General features: G+C 66.1%; 16 protein-coding genes and 1 tRNA gene. 13 read left to right on the plus strand and 4 right to left on the minus strand.

All coding sequences use genetic code 11. The features are described from left to right. Positions 1-186: 186 nt before the first annotated feature. The 4 genes from PV781_RS00385 to PV781_RS00400 all read left to right on the plus strand — a co-directional run bounded on the left by PV781_RS00385 (position 187) and on the right by PV781_RS00400 (position 3,846). Positions 187-951, plus strand: a complete 765-nt coding sequence (locus PV781_RS00385; RefSeq protein ID WP_274773675.1) for an AzlC family ABC transporter permease — start codon at positions 187-189, stop codon at positions 949-951. Between the two features lie 38 nt (positions 952-989). Next, positions 990-1,298: an AzlD domain-containing protein gene (locus PV781_RS00390; RefSeq protein WP_274774139.1), complete on the plus strand. Its 309-nt coding sequence runs from the start codon at positions 990-992 to the stop codon at positions 1,296-1,298. A 451-nt stretch (positions 1,299-1,749) separates the two neighbouring features. Further along, on the plus strand, positions 1,750-2,295 hold the full coding sequence (locus PV781_RS00395) for a tripartite tricarboxylate transporter TctB family protein (protein ID WP_274773676.1): 546 nt from the start codon (positions 1,750-1,752) through the stop codon (positions 2,293-2,295). A 9-nt stretch (positions 2,296-2,304) separates the two neighbouring features. Continuing rightward, the gene (locus PV781_RS00400) at positions 2,305-3,846 is read left to right on the plus strand and encodes a tripartite tricarboxylate transporter permease (RefSeq protein ID WP_274773677.1); all 1,542 of its coding nucleotides are present in this window, start codon (positions 2,305-2,307) and stop codon (positions 3,844-3,846) included. Positions 3,847-3,994: 148 nt separating this feature from the next. Here the strand turns inward: PV781_RS00400 and glnA are convergent, their stop codons facing one another. Both glnA and PV781_RS00410 read right to left on the minus strand, forming a co-directional pair. Then, entirely contained in the window at positions 3,995-5,404 is a 1,410-nt protein-coding gene (gene glnA / locus PV781_RS00405; protein WP_274773678.1) for a type I glutamate--ammonia ligase, read from the minus strand. A gap of 47 nt (positions 5,405-5,451) precedes the next feature. After that, entirely contained in the window at positions 5,452-5,790 is a 339-nt protein-coding gene (locus PV781_RS00410; protein WP_274773679.1) for a P-II family nitrogen regulator, read from the minus strand. Between the two features lie 215 nt (positions 5,791-6,005). On the opposite strand from PV781_RS00410, the gene PV781_RS00415 reads away from it, so the two are divergent. After that, positions 6,006-7,511, plus strand: a complete 1,506-nt coding sequence (locus tag PV781_RS00415) for an NAD(P)H-hydrate dehydratase (protein WP_274773680.1) — start codon at positions 6,006-6,008, stop codon at positions 7,509-7,511. A 137-nt stretch (positions 7,512-7,648) separates the two neighbouring features. On the opposite strand, the gene PV781_RS00420 is transcribed toward PV781_RS00415, so the two are convergent. Then, positions 7,649-8,908 carry a multicopper oxidase family protein gene (locus PV781_RS00420; protein WP_274773681.1) on the minus strand — a complete coding sequence of 420 codons (1,260 nt, stop codon included), beginning with the start codon at positions 8,906-8,908 and terminating at the stop codon, positions 7,649-7,651. A gap of 320 nt (positions 8,909-9,228) precedes the next feature. Here PV781_RS00420 and PV781_RS00425 point away from each other — a divergent pair. The 6 genes from PV781_RS00425 (at position 9,229) to PV781_RS00450 (ending at position 16,558) form a co-directional block, all read left to right on the plus strand. Next, positions 9,229-9,313, plus strand: a tRNA-Leu gene (locus tag PV781_RS00425). A 92-nt stretch (positions 9,314-9,405) separates the two neighbouring features. Next, positions 9,406-10,755 carry a trigger factor gene (gene tig, locus PV781_RS00430; RefSeq protein WP_274773682.1) on the plus strand — a complete coding sequence of 450 codons (1,350 nt, stop codon included), beginning with the start codon at positions 9,406-9,408 and terminating at the stop codon, positions 10,753-10,755. A gap of 75 nt (positions 10,756-10,830) precedes the next feature. Next, positions 10,831-11,463, plus strand: coding sequence for an ATP-dependent Clp protease proteolytic subunit (locus PV781_RS00435; RefSeq protein WP_274773683.1), 633 nt, complete (start codon positions 10,831-10,833; stop codon positions 11,461-11,463). 512 nt (positions 11,464-11,975) lie between these two features. Then, positions 11,976-13,244: an ATP-dependent Clp protease ATP-binding subunit ClpX gene (gene clpX / locus PV781_RS00440; RefSeq protein ID WP_209100264.1), complete on the plus strand. Its 1,269-nt coding sequence runs from the start codon at positions 11,976-11,978 to the stop codon at positions 13,242-13,244. Between the two features lie 297 nt (positions 13,245-13,541). Beyond that, the gene (lon, locus tag PV781_RS00445) at positions 13,542-15,959 is read left to right on the plus strand and encodes an endopeptidase La (protein WP_274773684.1); all 2,418 of its coding nucleotides are present in this window, start codon (positions 13,542-13,544) and stop codon (positions 15,957-15,959) included. Positions 15,960-16,279: 320 nt separating this feature from the next. Next, a complete protein-coding gene (locus tag PV781_RS00450) occupies positions 16,280-16,558 on the plus strand; it encodes an HU family DNA-binding protein (RefSeq protein ID WP_209100268.1) in 279 nt (92 codons plus the stop codon). 468 nt (positions 16,559-17,026) lie between these two features. Here the strand turns inward: PV781_RS00450 and PV781_RS00455 are convergent, their stop codons facing one another. After that, positions 17,027-18,418: a GntP family permease gene (locus PV781_RS00455; protein ID WP_274773685.1), complete on the minus strand. Its 1,392-nt coding sequence runs from the start codon at positions 18,416-18,418 to the stop codon at positions 17,027-17,029. 264 nt (positions 18,419-18,682) lie between these two features. Here PV781_RS00455 and PV781_RS00460 point away from each other — a divergent pair, with 264 nt between their 5' ends. After that, complete coding sequence (locus PV781_RS00460; RefSeq protein ID WP_274773686.1) at positions 18,683-20,614, plus strand: hypothetical protein; 1,932 nt, start codon at positions 18,683-18,685, stop codon at positions 20,612-20,614. Between the two features lie 13 nt (positions 20,615-20,627). Further along, entirely contained in the window at positions 20,628-22,205 is a 1,578-nt protein-coding gene (locus PV781_RS00465; RefSeq protein ID WP_274773687.1) for a PEP/pyruvate-binding domain-containing protein, read from the plus strand. Positions 22,206-22,399 lie beyond the last annotated feature (194 nt).

Genomic DNA, 22,399 nt, shown 5'->3' on the forward strand with positions numbered 1-22,399 from the left:
GGGAAGCACACTTGGTTCTAAAATGGCGACGCTTCCGGGGGAAGGGCTTTCCGTCGCGCGAACGCCTGCGGCCCGGGCCTGCGATGCCGGCATGAACCGGGCTAAAGCCCTGCGCCCATGGGAGGTTCAGCGTCGCCACCGCCAGTGCTAGCTTGCGCCCCCAAGCCCCTGTTCGAGACCTCAACCGTGACCATTGCACAGCCGCCGCTGTCCGGCGACCCGGCCGGAACCTTGACGCCGGCTCCGCGCGGCACCCTGGGATGGTTCGCCCAAGGCGCACGCTGCGCGATTTCCGTGCCCGGCCTCGTGCTTTTCGCGGGATATGTGGGCTATGGCGGCCTGCTGCAGGGCGTCGGCTATCCCTTCTTCGCGGGCGTGCTGTCCACCTTCTTCATCTGGGCGCTGCCGGGTCAGGTCATCATGATCGGCGGGCTGGTCACCGGCACCGCCCTGCCGGCGGTCGCGCTCGCGGTCGCCCTCTCCTCCATCCGCCTTCTGCCCATGGTGGTCTCCATCGCGCCCTTGATGCGCGGGCCACGCCGGAGCCTGTGGAAGGACCTGCTGTGTGCCCATTTCGTCGCCATGACCCTGTGGGTGGAAGGCCAGAGACTGCTGCCGCATGTGCCCTTGCATGGCCGCACCCCATTCGTGCTCGGCTTTGGCATGCTGCTGCTGGCCTTCAGCATGTCCGGCACCGCCACCGGCTTTCTGCTGGCCGGTGAACTTCCCCCCTCCATGGGGGCAGCCCTGCTGTTCATGACCCCCTTATCCTTCACCTTGCTGCTGATTCGGGGCGCGCGGGACGCCACCGACTGGCTGGCCCTGGCCTTCGGCACCATCATGGCCCCCTTCGTGGTGGGCATGAGCGGGGGGGCGGATCTCATGATCACCGGCTTTGGCGGTGGCACCGCGGCCTATCTGGTGGGGCGGTGGTGGAGGAGCCGTCGGTGACCTATCCCTTCAGCGGCGAATGGACGGCGATCTTCGTGATGCTCCTGGTCGGGTTCCTGCCCACCGAAATCTGGCGGTCCCTGGCGGTTATCGCAGGCCGGCGGGTGCAGGAGGGGAGCGAGATCTTCATCTGGGTGAAGGCCGTCGCGACGGCCCTGCTGGCTGCGGTCATCGCGCGGCTCATCCTGATGCCCACCGGCGCGCTTGCGGACATTCCCCTTGCCTTGCGCCTCGGCTGCGTGCTCGCCGGGATCGCGTCCTTCCTCGCTTTTCGCCGCTCCATTCTGGCGGGGGTTGTGGCGGGAGAGCTGGTTCTCATCGGCGGGGCGATCTGGCTGACCCACTGAGCCCAGCCGGGCCTTCGTCGCGCATGCTCTCAGCGGGTCCCTCCTGAAGCGACCCCGCCCCCAATCGGACATCACCCGACGGTTTCACCCCCTGTGCGGCATGCCCCGTGCTGTCGATCTTTCACGCCCGCACACCAAGGATCAGTCCGCACGCCCCTGCTGCGCACACCGACGGACCTTAGGTCAAGTGTATGTAGATCTCATCTTCCGTCTTGACATCGGTTGCCAATAAAAATCATGTAATCGCGAAGTAAGGGCAATCGCAAAATAACCTTGCGTCATTTTGTTATTCAACTCGGGCGATCAAAGTCGCGAACTGTATCCTCACGTCGCGTTATTCCGCAGCGGAATATACATGAGTGCGGGGAATGTTTCGAAGATGAATTCTGTTCGTCCGTCCTCATATCCAAGAAAAACAAAAATTCGATGTATCGGGAAGGAAACGCAATCGATGTCGACACCACTCATCGGCCCCAATGACGGGAAAGGGCCGGCAGGCGCCAATAAGTCCGATCCCCGGACGGATGCCATCATCCGCCATTTCCTCACATGGCGGGATCTCTATGGCGGGGTGCTGCTGCTCTTGTTGGGTCTTGGCGCGGTGGCAGAGGGTTTGTCCCATCCGGTGGGCAATCTCTTCCGCATGGGCACGGGCTATTTCCCCATCATCCTGGGCGTCACGCTGAGCGGAATTGGCGCGGCCATCGCCATCGGGACTCTGCTGAAGGGCGGCGGGTCCACCGAGTTGGAGCCGGGGGAGCACTTCCACCTGCCGGACGTGCGCGGCTTCGTGGCCATTGTCGGCGGCATCCTCGCCTTTATCGGCCTGGCTGAACATGTGGGATTTGCACCGGCCACCTTCGCGCTGGTGTTCATCTCCGCCATGGGCGACCGCACCATGAGTGTGAAGGCGGCGCTTGTCCTGGCGTCCATCATGACGGGAGTGCTGATCGGGCTGTTCTGGTACGCCCTTCAGATCCCCCTCAAGCTGTGGTGAGGGCGGATCATGATCACGGCTTTGACTGATCTCTATCACGGCTTCGGCGTCGCGCTTCAGCCTGAAAACCTGCTCTGGTGCTTTGTCGGCGTGCTGTTCGGCAACATCGTGGGCGTGCTGCCGGGCATGGGCGTCATGGCCGCCATCTCGGTGCTGTTGCCGCTGACCTTCGCCATGAAGCCGGTGGCCGCCATCCTGATGCTGGCGGGCATCTACTACGGCGCCCAATATGGTGGGGCCATCTGTTCCATCCTCCTGAACCTGCCGTGCCATCCCCCGCACGCGGTGACATGCCTGGACGGCTATCCGCTCACCAAGCAGGGGCGGGGCGGCGTGGCGCTCGGCGTGACCATGATTTCCTCGTTCGTGGGGGCCTCCTTCGGCATCATCGAGATGATCTTCTTCGCGCCCGTGCTGGTGGGGGTCGCCCTTCAGTTCGGGCCGGCGGACATCTGCTCCCTGATGCTGCTCGGCCTGCTGGCGGGCGCGACCTTGGCCAAGAGCTCGCCGCTGAAAGGCGTCGCCATGACCGTCCTGGGCCTGCTCATGGGCATCGCCGGCACGGACGTGAACACTGGCGAGCCGCGCTTCACCTTCGGCATTACGGAGATGATGGACGGCATCGAGATCGTGGCATTGGCGCTGGGCATTTTCGGCGTCGCGGAGTTCCTGAAAAGCGTCAACCGGGTGGCCAAGGTGTCCACCAAGGACAGCAAGATCAGCCTCGCTGACATGCGCCCCACCAAGGAGGACATGAAGCTGGCCTTCCCGGCCATGATTCGCGGCACGCTCATCGGCGCGCTGTGCTCGCTCATTCCCGGCACCGGGCCCACCATCGCCTCCTTCGTCTCCTACTCGACGGAGAAGAAGATCTCGAAGACCCCGCACCGCTTCGGCCACGGGGCCATTGAGGGCGTCGCATGCCCTGAGGCGTCCACCCATTCCTCGGTTCAGGGCGACTTCATCCCCACCATGAGCCTGGGCATTCCAGGCGATGCGGTGATGGCGCTGATTCTGGGCGCCCTGATCATCCAGGGCATCACGCCGGGGCCGCAGCTCATCTCGGACCATCCGGACATCTTCTGGGGCCTGGTCGCGAGCTTCTGGATCGGCAACATCCTGCTGGTCATCCTGAACGTGCCCATGATCGGCGTCTGGGTGAAGCTGCTGTCGATCCCGTACAAATATCTCTATCCCAGCGCGCTCTTCTTCATCTGCATCGGCGTCTACAGCGCCCAGAATGACCTGTTCGCTGTGGTGGAGACATTGGTCATCGGGCTTGGTGGCTATGTGCTGCTCCAGCTCGGCTTCCACCCGGCGCCCATCATGCTGGGCTTCGTCCTGGGGCCGCGCTTCGAGGAGACGTTCCGGCGGGCGCTGCTGATCTCGCGGGGGGACCTGATGACCTTCGTGGAACGGCCCATCAGCGCCGCCTTCCTGCTGCTGGCGGTGATCCTCATTGCGGCGCAGGTTTATGTCCGCCTCCGCAAGACGGAGCGACCGCTGCTCACCTCGCCGCAACCGCGCCCCTATGGCGAGATGCTGGAATAGCGCAAGGCCCGCGCCCGCAGGCCACATGGCCCCGCTCTGGAGACGGAGCGGGGCCGTTCTGTTTCGGCCTTCGAGATGAGCGCGCTCCAAACAAAAGGGGCGCCCCGAAGGACGCCCCGATGCCGGATGATCGTGTCCCTGGGGACGATCAGACCGAGTAGTACATCTCGAACTCGACCGGGTGGGGCGTCATCTCGAAACGCATCACTTCGGTCATCTTGAGGTCGATATAGGCGCTGATGAAGTCCTCGGTGAACACGCCGCCCTTGGTCAGGTAGGCATTGTCCTCCTCGAGGGCCTTCAGGGCCTCGCGCAGCGAGCCGCAGACGGTGGGGATCTGCTTCAGCTCGGCGGGGGGCAGGTCGTACAGGTCCTTGTCCATGGCCGCGCCGGGATCGATGCGGTTGAGGATGCCGTCCATGCCGGCCATGAACAGGGCCGCGAAGGCCAGATAGGGGTTCGCGCCCGGATCGGGGAAGCGGACCTCGACGCGCTTGGCCTTCGGGTTGTTGGTGTAGGGGATGCGGCAGGAGGCCGAACGGTTGCGCGCCGAATAGGCGAGCAGCACGGGCGCCTCATAGCCGGGCACCAGCCGCTTGTAGGAATTGGTCAGCGGGTTGGTGAAGGCGTTCAGCGACTTGGCATGCTTGATGATGCCGCCGATGTACCACAGGCATTCCTGGGAAAGGTCGGCATACTTGTCGCCGGCGAACAGGGGCTTGCCGTCCTTCCAGATGGACTGGTGGACGTGCATGCCGGACCCGTTGTCGCCATAGACCGGCTTCGGCATGAAGGTCGCGGTCTTGCCGTAGATGTTGGCCACCTGGTGGATGCAGTACTTGTAGATCTGCAGGTGGTCGGCCATGGTCACGAGCGGGCCGAACTTCAGGCCAAGCTCATGCTGGGCGGACGCCACTTCATGATGGTGCTTTTCCACCTTGGCGCCCATCTTGGCCATGGCGCCGAGCATCTCGGAGCGCATGTCCTGCGCGCTGTCGATGGGGGGCACGGGGAAGTAGCCGCCCTTGGTCCGCACCCGGTGGCCGAGATTGCCGCCTTCATAGTCGGTGTCGGAATTGGTGGGCAGTTCGACCGAGTCGAGCTTGAAGCCGGTGTTGTAGGGATCGGCCTTGAAGCGGACGTCGTCGAAGATGAAGAACTCGGCCTCGGGGCCGAAATAGACGGTGTCGCCGATGCCGGTGGACTTGGCATAGGCCTCGGCCTTGCGGGCGATCGAACGGGGATCGCGGGCATAGGGCTCGCCGGTGGTGGGCTCCAGGATGTCGCAGACGATGGACATCGTGGTTTCGGAGAAGAAGGGGTCGATGCAGGCGGTGCCGAGATCGGGCATCAGCTGCATGTCGGATTCGTTGATGGCCTTCCAGCCGGCGATGGACGAGCCGTCGAAGGCTGTGCCCTCGGCGAAGAACTCCTCGTCGATCATGGAGATGTCAAAGGTGACATGCTGCCACTTGCCGCGGGGATCGGTGAAGCGCAGGTCGACGTAGCGCACGTCGTTGGCCTTGATGGACTCAAGGACATCCTTGGCGGTGGTCATTTGGATCTGAGCCTTTCCTACAGATACATCTTATTGCTTGCAGAACCTCAGATGGCGTCGAGGCCCGACTCTCCGGTTCTGATCCGGATCGCCTCCTCGATGCTGGAGACGAAGATCTTGCCGTCGCCAATGCGCCCGGTCTGGGCGGCGCGGCGGATCGCGTCCACGGCCTTTTCTACCATATCGTCGGGCAAAACGACCTCGATCTTCACCTTAGGCAGGAAATCCACCACATACTCGGCGCCGCGATACAGCTCCGTGTGGCCCTTCTGCCGACCGAATCCCTTTGCCTCGGTGACAGTGATGCCTTGCAGGCCAACGTCCTGCAGGGCCTCCTTCACCTCGTCCAGCTTGAAGGGCTTGATGATGGCCTCGATCTTCTTCATGCGCTCCGTCTCCCCGTGGCCCGGCCCCACCGCCGGCCGGCCGCGCCGCCATCCGGTTAAGCAGGATGCGTGCCATGGGCGTCAATACAGGATGAGGAACGGCGTCCGGGACCAACTGTGCTCGGTTATACGCCAAATGTTTATTGTTTGGGCGAACTTTTCGACGCGGACCGAGCGTCCTTGTGCGCGATTTAGGCACATGTGGGGGTGAGGGAATGATCGAGCTTCTGGACCCCGCGCAGATGGGGCGGGCGGATGCCCTGGCCATAGCAGGGGGAACGCCCGGCACGGTGCTCATGGAGCGGGCGGGGCGGGCCGTCGCCGACGTGGTGGCGCGCCGGCCCTTGTCCAGCCGCGTGCTCATCCTGTGCGGACCCGGAAACAACGGTGGCGATGGCTTCGTGGCGGCCCGTGTGCTGGTCCAGCGCGGCTTTCGGGTGCGGGTGGCGCTCCTGGGGGACCGCGAGGCCCTCAGGGGCGATGCCGCTTGGGCGGCGGACGGCTGGGCCGGGCCGATTGAGGCTGCGGAGGCCGTGGATCCCGCCGACTGCGACATCCTGGTGGATGCCCTGTTCGGCGCCGGGCTCGCCCGTGACCTTGACGGCGCGGCCCGGGAGATCGTCGAGCGCATGGCGGCGAGCGGACGTCCGATCATCGCGGTGGATCTGCCCTCCGGGCTTGATGGTGCCACCGGACAGGTGCGGGGTGCCGCCGCAAAGGCCGTCGAAACGGTCACCTTCTTCCGGCGCAAGCCCGGGCACCTCCTTATGCCCAGCCGCCTCCTGTGCGGGCCGGTTCGGGTGGCGGACATCGGCATTCCCGAAGCCGTGCTTGCCAAGATCGCGCCTGACACCTTCGCCAACGCGCCGGCCACATGGCAAAGCGCGTTCCCCGTGCCGAGGGTGGAAGGCCACAAATATGGCCGGGGCCATGGAATTGTCGTCAGCGGCGGCGCCTGGACCGCCGGCGCGGCGCGCCTGTCGGCGCGGGGGGCGTTGCGCGCAGGTGCTGGCCTCGTGACCGTCGCCTGCCCGCGCGAGGCGCGGGACATGCATGCAGTCTCATACGCCGCCTTGATGGCGCGGCCGGCGGATTCGGCGACTGAGCTCGCCCAGCTGCTGGGCGATTCGCGCTTCAACGCAGTCCTGCTGGGCCCCGGCCTCGGCGTCGGCGAGGAGACGCGCGAGAAGCTCTGCGTTGCCGCTGCTCCGCACCGTGCCCTGGTGGTGGATGCCGATGCCATCACCAGCTTCGCAGGTGATGCGGGGGCGCTGGCAGGAGTGCTCGCGGGCGCGCGCGAGGCGGTACTCACCCCCCATGACGGCGAATTCGCCCGTCTCTTCTCAGGGGATGAGGACGTGATGGCGGAGGGTGCGTCGAAACTGGCGCGAGCCCGAACGGCCGCCCGGCGCCTTGGTGCCGTTCTGGTCTTGAAAGGTCCCGACACTGTGGTGGCTGCCCCCGACGGGCGCGCCACCATTGCCGAGAATGCACCGCCCTACCTTGCCACGGCGGGGGCGGGGGACGTTCTGGCGGGTTTCATCTGCGGGCTGCTGGCGCAGGGCATGCCCGCCTTCGAGGCGGCGAGCGCCGCCGTCTGGCTGCACGGGGAAGCGGCGCGAGAGGCGGGGCCGGGACTCATTGCGGACGATCTGCCGGAGTCCCTGCGCCCCGTCTATGCCCGCCTCTTCGCCGATCTGGCGTCGCCTTCTGTGCGATAGAAGCGGCGATTGACGCCGTCGCCTTGGGTCTGGCTCGCGCCTCAGGGGTGGTGCACCCAAAAATTAAGGGGCAAGAAGGCTTTGGCGCGCGCTTTTCACCTGCCGGCTCAAGGCGCGCGCCGCAGTCTAACCTGCGGTCACTTCACCTCATAATAGCGAGCTGCCACGAGGGCGCCGTCCCCGGCGCGCTGGGCAAGGATGGGCCACTTACCCGGCAGGCTCGCCACCAAGGCAGCGCGAACCGTGGCCTTGGGCGGGACTGCGATGGCATCGTGCCACCAGGGTTTCCAGCCGTCATCCACGCCATCAAGAAGGCGGGCGGGCATGCCGAAGAGCTGCACCGCCACCGGCACGTCGTGCGGATTTTCCAGCGCCACCACCACCGTTCCGTCCTTAGCCACGGTGCCGAGGCTGGTGAGGGCAGACAGGTTGGGGGTTCCGCCCAGGCTCATCTGGTAGCGCGCGGCATTGTCCAAGGGAATGTTGGCGGGCAGGCCGTTGGAGGGCAGGGCGGCGGGCGCAGGCGCTGTGGTCTGCGGGCCGGTCGCGGTGCCGGGACCGACGGGGACCAGGATGGCGAGCTGCACCGGCAGCTGGCTGGTCTCCACCTCCAGGACCACAGGGTTCGCGGTGCCCAGATCCACGGTGATGTCGAGCCGTCCGCCCGGCGTGATCTGGGCGCGCCCGTCCTTCATGACGAACGGCTCCGTGGGCTGACCGTCCACCGCCAGCACGTAGCAGGGCGATGCGGCAACCACATGGGTCCGCAGGAAGTGGGGCGAGGCATTCAACAGACGAACGCGCACGCGCCCCCCCGCGGGCGCCTCGATTGTGGGCGACACCGCGCCATTCACCGTCAGCAGCGGCACCTTCATGGTGGGGTCGGGGGAGAAAGATTGGATCACCAGCGCCTGATCGGCGGCAAAGGGGGACGGGTCCGTCTCCTCCACGATGAGCGCGCCCACCAGGCCCCGCGTCATCTGCTCGGGCGCGAAGGCACGATAGAGAAAGGAGCCGGCATCAGGTGGGGCGAAGGAGATTTCGCGGCTGCCCGTCGGATTGAGCGCCTCGCCGGTCAGTCCTTCGATGCCCGCCGCCGCAGCGGTTGCCCGCACGCCGGGAAACACCACGGACAGTGGGGCCTTCAGGGCATTGTCCACAACCGCGGAGAGGGGCGCGCCCCGCTTCACCCGAAGCACCGGGCCGGGAAGGAGGTTCTGGAACAGCTCAAGCGGCTTCGATCCCCCGAGCTCGATCCGCTCCACGCTGGCCGCGCGCAGGCGGACGGGGCCGCCCGCAGGCTGCGCGAGGGCGAAGCGCGGCAGGGCTCCGCTCACCGCAAACGCGGCAGCGCCGGCGAGAACCGATCGGCGAGAAGGACCATGATACCGCAACATGAACAAACCCCCGGGGATGCGATGCCCACCGGCCGGACCATCTCTTTTCGCCGCCCAAAGGGCAAGATGCATTCGCCGCGCCTCGACGTGCGGGCGGCGTGCGCGGCAGCAAAAGGGGGATGGGGCCGGGGATGGGTGCTTTTTCTTGCTGCACGCCGATTTCCCCATGATATAAGCGCCCGCTCGGTCGGTGCGCGATTCAAGGGATCACGCACCCGCTGAGCCGTGCCGGAAGCGTGGACCCGAGCGACAGCAGGCGTTCCCGCGACATGCGCCGGGGGATTCCCCGGCGGTTTCGCAGGGTCGGTTTCGTGGAGGCCGCGGGCGTGGCGGAACTGGTAGACGCGCGGGATTTAGGTTCCCGTGACGAAAGTCGTGGGGGTTCGAAACCCTCCGCCCGCACCATGCCGTCGCAGCGGAACGATGCCCCTTCCGGTGGAAGCGACCCTTTTACGAAAAGAGCCGCCCCGAGGCGGACAGTGAACGAAGGCAAGACGATGCAGGTGACCGAAACCCAGGCCGACGGCCTCAAGCGCGCGTTCCGCGTGGTCCTCCCCGCCGCGGATCTGGACGCGAAGGCCAGCACCCGGCTTTCCGAGCTCAAGGACCGCGTGCGCATCAACGGATTCCGCCCCGGCAAGGTGCCGGTCGCGCATCTCAAGAAGGTGTACGGCAAGTCCGTGATGGCCGAGGTGATCGAGGCCGCGGTGACCGAGGCCAACGGCAAGATCGTCGAGGAGCGCGGCTTCCGCCTGGCGCTGCAGCCGCGCGTCGAGCTGCCGAGCGACGAGGCCGAGGTGAAGAGCGTCATCGAGGGCGGGCAGGACCTGTCCTACACGGTGGAGCTGGAAATCCTGCCGCAGATCGAGCTCGGCAATTTCAAGGACATCTCCATCGAGAAGCCGGTGGTCGCGGTCTCGGACGCCGAAGTCGAGGAGACCATCAACCGTCTCGCCGACGCCAACCGCCCCTATGAGGCCAAGGACGGCGCCGCCGCCTCCGGCGACCGCGTGACCGTGGATTTCGTGGGCTCCATCGACGGCGTGCCGTTCGAGGGTGGCGCTGGCCAGGACATCCAGGTGGTGCTCGGCTCCAAGAGCTTCATCCCCGGCTTCGAGGAGCAGATCGAGGGCATCGCCGCCGGCGAGACCCGCACGATCTCCGTGACCTTCCCCGAGGCCTATGCGGCCCGCGAACTGGCCGGCAAGGCCGCCTCGTTTGAGGTCACCGCCAAGGCCGTGGAAGCCCCCGGCGCCCTGACCATCGACGATGAATTCGCCAAGTCGCTGGGCCTTGAGGGTCTCGACGCCCTGAAGACTCAGGTGCGCGAGCGCATCGCCCGCGAGCATGCCGGCGTCGCCCGCCAGAAGGTGAAGCGGGCGCTGCTGGACGCCCTCGACGGCCTTCACAAGTTCGACGTGCCCCCGACCCTGGTCTCGCAGGAGTTCGACGGCGTGTGGGCCCAGGTCCAGCAGGACCTCACCGCCCAGGGCCGCTCCTTCGCCGACGAAGGCACGACCGAGGACGAGGCCAAGGCCGACTACCAGCGCATCGCCGAGCGGCGCGTGCGTCTCGGCCTGGTGCTTGCGGAAATCGGCGAGCGTAACAATATTCAGGTCAGCGACGACGAGGTGACGCGCGCGGTGGTGGAGCGTGCGCGCCAGTTCCCCGGTCAGGAGCAGCAGGTGTGGGACTATTATCGCCGCAATCCGCAGGCGATGGCGTCCGTACGTGCGCCCCTGTTCGAGGAAAAAGTTGTCGACTTCCTCCTGGAGCTCGCAAACGTGACCGAAAAGGAAGTCACGCGCGAGGAGCTCTACAAGGAGGATGAGGAAAAGGCGGCCTGATCGGGGCGCTGTTTCTCCACTGCGACGATAGCGCGCGGCCGGCCCCTTTCGGGCGGCCGCGCCCGAGGATCCCAGATGCGCGACCCCATCGATACTTACATGAATTACCTCGTTCCCATGGTGGTCGAGCAGACCAACCGTGGCGAGCGGGCCTATGACATTTATTCGCGCCTCCTGAAGGAGCGCATCATCTTCCTCACGGGTCCCGTGGAAGACGGGATGTCGACCCTGGCGGTGGCCCAGCTGCTGTTCCTGGAAGCCGAGAATCCCAAGAAGGAAATCTCGATGTACATCAACTCCCCCGGGGGTGTGGTGACGTCGGGTCTCGCCATCTACGACACGATGCAGTTCATCCGGCCGCCCGTCTCGACGCTGTGCATTGGCCAGGCCGCCTCAATGGGCTCCCTGCTCCTCACGGCGGGTGAGAAGGGCATGCGCTTTGCCCTCCCGAACGCCCGAATCATGGTCCACCAGCCGTCCGGCGGCTTCCAGGGCCAGGTGACGGACATCATGCTCCACGCCCAGGAAATCCTCAGTCTGAAGAAGCGGCTGAATGAAATCTACGTGAAGCACACGGGGCGCAGCTTCGAGGAAATCGAGAACGCCCTCGAGCGCGACAACTTCATGACCGCCGGCGCGGCCAAGGATTTCGGCCTGATCGATGCGGTGATCGAACAGCGCCCGGCGGACGAGCCGGCCAAGGCCTGACAAACGGCGCGCAGCCTCGTTTGCGCGCCCCTGGGGCGCGCGGCGTTGCTCCTTTTTTCCGGCGGGCCCGCGGACCTCCCGGTCCCGGCCCGCCGGCGCATTTTCGGGTATGGGCGATTTCCGGCACTTGCGTGCAGTGCAAGATCGCGCTTGCATGCGGTGGTGAGCCGGCTCCCGCCCGCCCGTCTCATGGCCTCCGCCCGGGATCATTCCAGGTCTCCCGCCGGACAACATGCGATAGGCGGGGCTTGACCTGCAGTCTTGCACTGCCGGGCGAGGGGAACGGAACACCGTCGGCGCTTCGTGCGTCGGTGTCGGTGCAACCCTCGAGCATGCCGGTTTAGGCATAATCTGTGCATATGCCTTGAACGTATTGCTCGAGGATGGTTGGCTGAGGTCCGGCCCGGCGGCTGGACCCGGGAGCAGAGGCGGCACCCCCGTTTCGGCTCCTGAAATCGGTCCCTGATCCGGGCACGTCGGGTGCACGGAAAGGGGGCCAGACGGAGATGAAGATGAGCAAGACCGGCGGCAGCGACAGCAAGAACACGCTCTACTGCTCGTTCTGCGGCAAAAGCCAGCACGAGGTCCGCAAGCTCATCGCAGGGCCTACGGTCTTCATTTGCGACGAGTGTGTCGAACTGTGCATGGACATCATTCGCGAGGAATCGAAGTCCTCGCTGGTGAAGTCGCGGGATGGAATCCCCACCCCCAAGGAGATCCGCAAGGTTCTCGATGACTATGTCATCGGCCAGGACCATGCGAAGAAGGTCCTCTCGGTGGCGGTGCACAACCACTACAAGCGCCTCAACCACGCCACCAAGCACGGCGACGTTGAACTGGCCAAGTCCAACATCATGCTCATCGGCCCCACGGGGTCGGGCAAGACGTTGCTGGCCCAGACGCTCGCCCGCATCCTGGACGTGCCCTTCACCATGGCTGACGCCACCACGCTCACGGAAGCGGGCTATGTGGGCGAGGACGTGGAGAACATCATTCTCAAGCTGCTTCAGGCGGCCGACTACAATGTGGAGCGGGCGCAGCGCGGCATCGTCTATATCGACGAGATCGACAAGATCAGTCGCAAGTCCGACAATCCGTCCATCACCCGCGACGTGTCGGGCGAGGGCGTGCAGCAGGCGCTGCTGAAGATCATGGAAGGCACGGTCGCCTCCGTGCCGCCTCAGGGCGGCCGCAAGCATCCTCAGCAGGAATTCCTGCAGGTGGACACCACCAACATCCTGTTCATCTGCGGCGGTGCCTTCGCAGGGCTGGACAAGATCATTTCGGGCCGCTCCAAGGGCGGCACCTCCATCGGCTTCGGCGCCAAGGTTGCCCCTGTGGAGGAGCGTCGTCCCGGCGAGCTGTTCCGCGAGGTCGAGCCCGAGGACCTGCTGAAGTACGGCCTTATCCCCGAATTCATCGGCCGCCTGCCCGTGCTGGCGACGCTGGGGGACCTGGACGAGGCCGCGCTCAAGCAGATCCTGGCCGAGCCCAAGAACGCGCTGGTGAAACAGTATCAGCGCCTGTTCGAGATGGAGAACGTGGACCTGACCATCCACGAGGAGGCGCTGGGCGCCATCGCCCGTCGTGCCATCGAGCGCAAGACCGGCGCCCGTGGCCTGCGCTCCATCATGGAAGGCATCCTGCTGGACACCATGTTCGATCTTCCGGGTCTGGAAGGCGTCGAAGAGGTGGTCATCAGCAAGGAGGTGGTCGAGCAGAATGCCCGGCCGCTCTACATCTACGCCGACCGTGTCGGCGATGCCGGCGCCAGTGCGTGAGGCACCGCACTCCGGTTTGATCCCCCGCGCCGCGCGCGCGGGGGCAAGGATTGAATTTGCCTGTGCCTCGCGAGCGGCGGTCGTCCGGCAATCCATTCGGGCCGTGTCGCGCCCCATCTTGAAACTCCGGGCGCCGCTCTCCATTTCAGTTGGGAAAAATCCGGTCCCCGGGCTCGGTTATCGTGCCTCTCGCGGCCTCCTTGCCGCTCCTGCATTGAAATCCCGCTCCCGTCCCGGCTGCGCTGCGCAGGCGGATATGCGTCCGCATGCGTTGGCGCCACAAGAAAGGATTGGGTCATGACGAGCCAGAAGCCGCGCCCCCCGCTTGTTCCCGGCGTCAGCCAGACGTATCCGGTGCTGCCGCTCCGGGACATCGTGGTGTTCCCGCACATGATTGTGCCGCTGTTCGTGGGTCGCGAGAAGTCCATCCGCGCCCTCGAGGAGGTGATGCGCGGCGATACCTACATCCTGCTGGCCACGCAGGAAAACGCCTCGGACGACGATCCGGCGGCGGATGCCATCTACAAGGTCGGCACCCTTGCCACCGTCCTGCAGCTGCTGAAGCTGCCGGACGGGACGGTGAAGGTGCTGGTGGAGGGCGTCACCCGTGCGCAGGTGAAGCGCTATACCGACCGCGCCGACCTCTATGAGGCGGAAGCCGTCGCCATTGCCGACGAGGACGGCGATCGCGTCGAGGCGGAGGCGCTTGCCCGCTCGGTCATCAACGAGTTCGAAAACTATGTGAAGCTCAACAAGAAGGTCTCGCCCGAGGTGGTGGGCGTCGTCGGGCAGATCGAGGATCACTCGAAGCTCGCCGACACCATCGCCTCGCACCTGGCGGTCAAGATCCCCGAGAAGCAGGGGGTGCTTGAAACCTTGAAGGTCGCCGAGCGGCTGGAAAAGGTGCTGGGCCTCATGGAGAGCGAAATCTCCGTGCTCCAGGTCGAGAAGCGCATCCGCACGCGGGTGAAGCGCCAGATGGAGAAGACCCAGCGCGAGTACTATCTCAACGAGCAGATGAAGGCGATCCAGAAGGAACTCGGCGACGAAGAGGGCCGGGACGACCTTCAGGAGCTGGAAGACCGCATCAAGCGCACCAAGCTGACCAAGGAAGCGCGCGAGAAGGCCACACACGAGCTCAAGAAGCTGCGCCAGATGTCGCCCATGTCGGCGGAAGCCACCGTGGTGCGCAATTATCTGGACTGGCTCCTGTCCATCCCGTGGGGCGTGAAGAGCCGCGTGAAGAAGGACCTGGGCTTTGCCCAGTCCATCCTCGACAGCGACCATTACGGCCTCGACAAGGTCAAGGAGCGCATCGTCGAGTATCTGGCCGTGCAGAGCCGCGCCAACAAGCTCACCGGGCCGATCCTTTGCCTCGTTGGGCCTCCCGGCGTCGGCAAGACCTCGCTCGGCAAGTCCATCGCCAAGGCGACGGGCCGTGAGTTCGTGCGCGTGGCACTTGGCGGCGTGCGCGACGAGGCTGAGATCCGTGGCCACCGGCGGACCTATATCGGCTCCATGCCGGGCAAGGTCATCCAGTCCATGCGCAAGGCCAAGAAGTCGAACCCGCTCTTCCTTTTGGACGAGATCGACAAGATGGGGGCCGATTTCCGCGGCGACCCGTCGGCGGCCCTGCTTGAGGTGCTGGACCCCGAGCAGAACGGGACGTTCGCCGATCATTACCTGGAGGTCGACTATGACCTGTCCAACGTGATGTTCGTCACCACGGCCAACACGCTCAACATCCCCCCGGCGCTCCTCGACCGCATGGAAGTCATCCGCATTGCCGGATACACCGAGGACGAGAAGCTGGAGATCGCTCGCAAGCACCTCATCCCCAATGCGGTGCAGAAGCACGGCCTCAAGGGTAAGGAATGGGCGATCGACGATGCAGCCCTCCTGACCGTCATCCGGCGCTATACCCGGGAAGCGGGCGTCCGAAACCTGGAGCGCGAGATCTCCAACCTCGTCCGCAAGGCGGTGAAGGAACTCGTCATCTCCAAGAAGAAGTCGGTGAAGGTGACCGAGAAGAATCTCGAGACCTTCCTCGGTGCCCCGCGCTTCCGCTATGGCGAGATCGATGCGGAAGACCAGGTCGGCGTCGTCACAGGACTGGCCTGGACGGAAGTGGGCGGCGAGTTGCTGACCATCGAAGGCGTCATGATGCCCGGCAAGGGCAAGATGACCGTCACGGGCAACCTGCGTGACGTGATGAAGGAGAGCATCTCGGCCGCCGCGTCCTATGTGCGCTCGCGCGCCGTGGACTTCGGCATCGAGCCGCCGCTGTTCGAGAAGCGGGACATCCATGTCCACGTCCCTGAGGGCGCGACCCCCAAGGACGGCCCCTCGGCCGGCACGGCCATGGCCACTACCATCGTCTCGGTGCTGACCGGCATTCCGGTGCGCCGCGACGTGGCGATGACCGGCGAGATCACGCTGCGCGGTCGGGTCCTGCCCATTGGCGGCCTCAAGGAAAAGCTCCTTGCCGCCCTGCGGGGCGGCATCAAGAAGGTGCTGATCCCGGAGGAGAATGCCAAGGACCTGGCGGACATTCCCTCCAACGTGAAGAACGCGCTGGAGATCGTGCCCGTGTCTCGGATGGACGAGGTGCTCGCCCACGCTCTCGTGCGCGCGCCTGTGCCGATTGAGTGGACCGAGCGTCCCGTCGAGGCGGTGATGCCCGAGGAAGAGGGAACGGGCGTCGTCGCCCACTGAAGAAACCCCGTCCGGATCCAGCATCCGGGCGGGTTTTCCCCTGTTCGAGATGAAATGTCCGGTGCATCCCGGATCCCGCGGAAAACTGGGCTTAAAATCTAAAAAATATCATTTTATCAATAGGTTGGGTGTTTGGGCGGGCGGTTCGCGAATGCGGGTCGTCCGTTTTTTTTTCGCCTTGCGGCATCAGAAATCGTGCATTGATGCGGGTTTGACGCGGATGGCGCTTGCAAAAGCCGCATTTTCCGTAAATTTTCCGCCCCATCGTCGTTGGTGCCAGCGCCGGACGATTCTAAGACCAACATGGAAGGAACGGTCACATGACCACCAAGAACGAACTGATCGCCGCGGTGGCCGACGAGGCCAAGCTGACGAAGGCGGCTGCGGCGGCCGCGGTGGACGCGACGTTCGACATCATCACCAAGGCCCTGCAGAAGGGTGAGGAAGTCAAGCTGATCGGCTTCGGCAGCTTTTCCGTGGTGACCCGCGCTGCGCGCGAAGGCCGTAACCCGCGCACCGGCAAGCCTGTGAAGATCGACGCTTCGAAGGCTCCGAAGTTCACCCCCGGCAAGGGCCTCAAGGAAGCCGTCAACGGCTGATCCCCATTTCCCGGTTGGGCGCCGCCGGCCAGTGCCGGCGCAGCGCCCCCGGGACCGGGTCTCCGGGGAGGAGATCTTGAGGGGTCCGGCCGGGGCGACAAGGTCCCCGGCGATGGGCCACATGGCCCCGAAGAGCAAGACGCCCGCCCAAGCGGCCTCTCTGTTCAAGCAGTGAACCTGCCGCGCGAACTCCCACCATGTCCCGTACCGCCGTTCGGCGAAGTGGCTCAGCGCGCTTTAAAAGCCGTGTGCCATCCATGGTGCCCGCCTGCGCGAGGAAATAGGGTGCAGTAACCCAAGGCCGCGCAGGGTGCGGCCAGCCCCCAGAGGGGCTCCCTGAGGGCATGTCCTGTCTCATACCGCCATCGGCCATCCTGGACGCCACGGGGCGTCAAAGAGGGCGCGAGCCGATGCCTCGAAGGGGGGGCCGCCCGGCGCACCTGGCACCTGCGACCCCACCGCCCGGTGTCAGACGATGCCGGTAAGCAGATAGACAGCGATCACGAAGAACACGGCCGCGGTCTTCACCAGCGTAATGGCGAAAATATCGCCATAGGACTGGCGATGGGTGAGGCCGCATACCGCCAGCAGCGTGATCACCGCGCCATTATGGGGCAGGGTGTCCATGCCGCCCGAGGCCATGGCGGCCACGCGGTGCATCACCTCCAGCGGAATCCCGGCGGCGTGGGCGGAGGCGATGAACTGGTCGGACATGGCTGCGAGCGCGATGGACAGGCCGCCTGAGGCCGAGCCAGTGATGCCCGCCAGCGTGGTGATGGAGATCGCCTCGTTCACCAGCGGGTTTGGAATCGCCATGAGGGCTGCCTTGATGGCGAGGAACCCGGGCAATGCCGCAATGACGGCGCCGAAGCCATATTCCGAGGCGGTGTTCAGGCCTGCAAGCAGCGCGCCGCTGACCGCGGACTTGGAGCCCTCGGCGAAACTTGCAGCCACCTGACGTAACGAGAACAGGAAAACGGTGAGGATGCCCAGCAGCAGGGCGCCCGCAACAGCCCAGATGGCGGTGACCGAGGAGGTCGCCATGCTCACTGGCGTGCCGCCCTGCGTCAGGGTGGCGGCGGCGGTGGGACCGTAGAAATCGGGGATGACCCGGCCGAGGATCAGGTTGCCGACGCCCACCACGATGAGCGGCAGGATGGCGATCAGCGGATGCACGGTGCTGCCCGAATCCACCGCCGCCGGCTCATTGGTGTGGCCGGTGCCATAGGTCTCGCCAGCGCGGGCGGCCTGCCGCCGCCGGAATTCCAGGTAGCCGATGCCCACCACGAGGATGAAGGCCGTGCCGATCAAGCCCAGCAAGGGTGCGGCATAGGCGGTGGTCTTGAAGAAGGTGGTCGGGATGATGTTCTGGATCTGCGGCGTGCCCGGCAGCGTGTCCATGGTGAAGGAGAAGGCCCCGAGGGCGATGGCGGCCGGAAGCAGGCGCTTGGGGATGCCCACCTGGCGGAACAGTTCCGCGCCGAACGGGTAGACGGCGAACACCACCACGAACAGAGAGACACCGCCATAGGTGAGCACGGCGCCCACCAGAACGATGGCGAGGATCGCCTGGCTCGGCCCCAGGATTCGGATCAGGGCCGACACGATGGAGCGGGAAAAGCCCGAAAGCTCGATCACCTTCCCGAACACCGCCCCGAGCAGGAAGAGGGGGAAGTAGAGCTTCACGAAGCCCACCATCTTGTCCATGAACAGGCCCGAATAGATGACGGGCACCGCAGCCGGATCGGTGAGAAGCACGGCGCCAAGCGCCGCCACCGGCGCGAACAGGATGACGCTGAAGCCGCGGTAGGCGACGAACATCAGGAAGGCGAGCGCCCCCACACAAATGAGTAGGTTCATGGGAATTCCGTGCCTGGGATGACCGACGCGGGCCCCCTCCCGCGTCGCGAAAAGAATCTTCGCGCATGCAACATAGGCGCGCACGCGTGACAACGAAATGCCGTCACCAAGGTGCCGCAAGGTCAATCGTGGTGCGCCAATGGCTTGGGGGAGAGCCAGCCGTTGGAACGATATGACGGAGAGATGACTGATCCTCCGCAAACCGATCACCGTCTGCCCGTGCTTACATCCCCGCCGTTGCGCTGCACCTGCGAGGGGCTTCTCATGAAATCCGAAATCGTCGCTCATCTCGGGCAGACCGGCGTGCTTCTTCCAGCCCTCATTGGAGAGGGCTTGCGCGCCAATGACCGGGTGAAAGTACGGCTCGGCGTGCTCCAGGCGGCTGTGCGCCACGCCCATGATCCGCTGAACGCGCCCTTCGACCTGCGCGAGGAATGCAAAGCCGCTGGCGTCGATCCCATGGCCCTGGAGGACCTGGTCCGCCAAGCCACCGCAGGGGGCGGGGAAGACGAGGCGCGCCGCGAGATCGCAGCGCCGGGCCTTGCGGCATTGGGACGTGCCATCTGGGACGATCTGGAAGACATGGTGAAGGCGGCTGAAGCGGGGGAGGACCCCGCCGGGCCCGCTGCCCGCGCCCGCCTCGCGGCCATCCAGGCCGACAGCGCCCTTGGGCGCAGCGATGCCCTGCATGAAAGCGAGATCCGCCGCCACACCGGCATCGGGGATCCGGACGCGCCAAGCCTCCACCAGATGGTCATGGACCTGCACAAGGCGCTCAATCGGCTCTCCGCCACCCATGCGGAGGAACAGATTGCCGGCGCCCATGCCTTCGGACTCCTGCCGCAAGACCGCCCGTCGGTGGAAGCCTTCATGCGGGGTCTGAATGCCACGGCGGGGCTGAAGTTCGACCATCCCGGCCTGTCCACCACCGCCGCCCGCACGCCGGCGGGGCTCACCATCCAGAACGACATCGGCGAGACCGACGCTCATGTGGTGGTGATCGGCGTCACCGACGCGGCCGTGACCGTCACCTATACGGACGTGCACCGGGCGCGGGCCCGCTTCTTCACCGGGCTGTTCCGGGACCTGCCGGTGCGCTGGAGCGGGCTCGACCAGCACACCGCAAAAGGACTGGCGGAGGATGCCGCCTTCTATCTGGTCACCGGCCGCTGCGACGGCGACCTTGCGAGCCGGTTGGCGGTGCTGGAGGCCCTGGGCCGGAACCTCGTCTTCCTTATCGACTGGAACAAGGCGCGCAAGGTGCTGCGCAACTGGGTCTCGAAGGCGGACGCGGTGACGCTCCTGGACTTCGCTGCGCGCAACAGCATCGGGCAGCGCGCGTTTCTGGAACTGGGCGGGGCGGATCTGGTGGCCGCTGCCGTCCAGCATGCGGCCGGCGGGCGGATCGGCTTTGGCGAACGCCTTGATACGGCACTCGGCCGCGAAGGGGCGTGCGACTTCCTGCGGGCGGTCCTGCGCATCTCCACCGAGGCGTTACAGGAGGGCCAGTCCCTGCGCCTCGCCCGCGATCGCATCGAGGCGGAGCTGATGCGTCACCTCCAGCGGGTAGACCATGACCTTCTCGCTGTTGTCGTGCGCCAAGCCGGCCTCGCGCGCGAGGTCGCGGCCAGCGTGGCGGGCGCCCTTGAACAAGAAAAACCCGGGGAGGCGGATCGCCTCGCGGCCCAGGCCCGCCGCATCGAACAGAAGGCGGACCGGATCGCGGTGGCCGCCCGCGAGCGGGGTGCCCGGGTCGGGACAGACATGCGTCTTGTCGCCCTGGTCAACCAGATGGAAGAGGCCATCGACGAATTGGAGCAGGCCGCCTTCGTCGCTTCCCTGGCGCCGACGCCCGTGCCGCCGGATTTGACAGAACCGCTGGGGCGGCTGTGCCGTGCTGCCGTGGAAGGCGCGGAAGCTGCGGCCAGCGGTGCGGTCGCGGCCATCGAGGCGCCGGCCGGCCACAAGCTGGATTTCGAGGACGCCCTGCGCGCCTGTGGCCGTCTTTCCGAAATCGAGCACGCCGCGGATGAAGCCGAGCGGGCGGTGACCGCCGCCGTCCTCGCCGGGCCGGTGGACCTGAGAGCGGGCATAGCGGCGCTGGAATTTGCCCGCGCCCTGGAACGGGCCACCGATCGTCTCGCCGGCTTCGGCCATCTCCTGCGCGGGCATGTGCTCGCCGATCTGTCCACCTGAGAGGAGGCGGCCCATGCGCCCCGTCACCATCGGCTCCGGCAGCACCTTGACCCCTCCCGTCGAAGAGATCGGCGCCAAGGCGGCAAATCTTGCCCGCATGGCAGCCCTCGGCCTGCCAGTCCCTCCTGCTTTCGTCCTGCCCATCTCGCTGTGTGGTGCGATCACACGTGGCGAGCCGGGCGCGGAGCGCGAGGTCGCCAAGGCCTTGGAGGAAGGCATTGCCTTCCTGGAGCAGGCAACAGGCCGCGTTTTCGGGGATTCCCGTCGGCCGCTTCTGGTCTCCGTCCGCTCGGGCGCAGCGCGCTCCATGCCCGGCATGCTGGAGACGGTGCTGGACGTGGGGTGCACGCCAGCGGCCGTTCGGGGTCTCGTGCGCCTCAGCGGCAATCCGCGTTTTGCTTGGGATTGCCGCCGCCGCTTCCTGGAGAGCTTCGGCTCCGTTGTGCTGGGCATCGACCCCGCCGCCTTTGCCGAACCCGCTGCGGCCCTCGCGCGCTCAGAAGGGGTGAGGGATGCCACGGCCCTTGATGGCGAAGCGCTGGAGCGGCTGTGTGCGCTTCTCCAGCAGGTCATCGACGAGGGGGAGGACGTGATCCCGGATGCGCCGCGCGCGCAATTGGAAGCGGCGGCGGCCGCCGTCTACCGCTCGTGGGACAGTCCGCGCGCGCGCACCTACCGCAAGCTTGAAAAGCTGGAGCACCTGGCCGGCACCGCCGTGACGGTGCAGGCCATGGTGTTCGGCAATCGCAGCCTCACGTCCGGATCGGGCGTCGCCTTCTCGCGCGATCCCTCCACCGGCGCCAACCGGCCGGTCATCGACGTGCTGTTCGAGGCGCAGGGCGAGGATGTGGTCTCCGGCGTGCGCAACCCGGAAGGCGAGGCTGCGCTCGACCGGCGGGTGCCGCATGCGGCGGACGGCTTGCGCGCGATCCTGAGACAATTGGAGCAGGGATTTGCCGACGTGCAGGATGTGGAGTTCACCATCGAGGATGGGCGCCTCTTCATCCTTCAAACACGGTCCGCCAAGCGCACGCCCCAAGCGGCCCTGCGGATTGCCATCGATCTGGTGCGGGAGGGATTGATCAGGCCCTCCGAAGGGCTGAGTCGGCTGGAGGGCATCGACCTGGAGCGCCTCAGCCGCCGGACGCTGGCAGATGCAGGGCCCGTGGTGGGCAGCGGGACGCCCGCGTCCGCAGGCGTGGCCGTGGGGCGCGTGGCCTTCGATACCGAGGCTGCCCGCCGCCTCGCCGCGACCGGCGCGTCCGTCATTCTTATTCGGCCGGACACCAATACGGCGGATGTGGAAGGCTTCGCGCTGGCGGCCGGCATCGTCACCGCTGCAGGAGGTCGAACCGCCCATGCGGCGCTGGTGGCCCGCCAGATGGGCAAGCCCTGCCTTGTGGGATGCACGACGCTTACCGTCGATCCCGCCGCGCGACGGGCGCGTCTGGGCGAGACGGAATTGGCGGAAGGCGATCTCCTCGCGCTGGATGGGGCTACAGGCACGCTGCACCTGGGGTCCGCCCGCGTGGTCGAGGAGCGTTTCGAGGCTGAGCGGGCGGAGGTGGAGACCTGGCGCGTGCCCGCCTGAGGCGCCACCGGAGCAGGATCCGAGCCCATCCAATCCAATGGGGATCGAAAGCGCTCGCTGAATCCTGTTCAGTTCAATGGGTGAGAGAGCGACTCAGCGACCGGATGGCACCGTCTTGCGGGTGCCATCTGGTCGGAGCGCGCTCCAAGCCGGCAAGCGACCTTCCCCTGCGGCTCTTGCCAGGCTGGCTGCAG

The organism is Aquabacter sediminis (assembly GCF_028863665.1).
Classification (GTDB): domain Bacteria; phylum Pseudomonadota; class Alphaproteobacteria; order Rhizobiales; family Xanthobacteraceae; genus L1I39.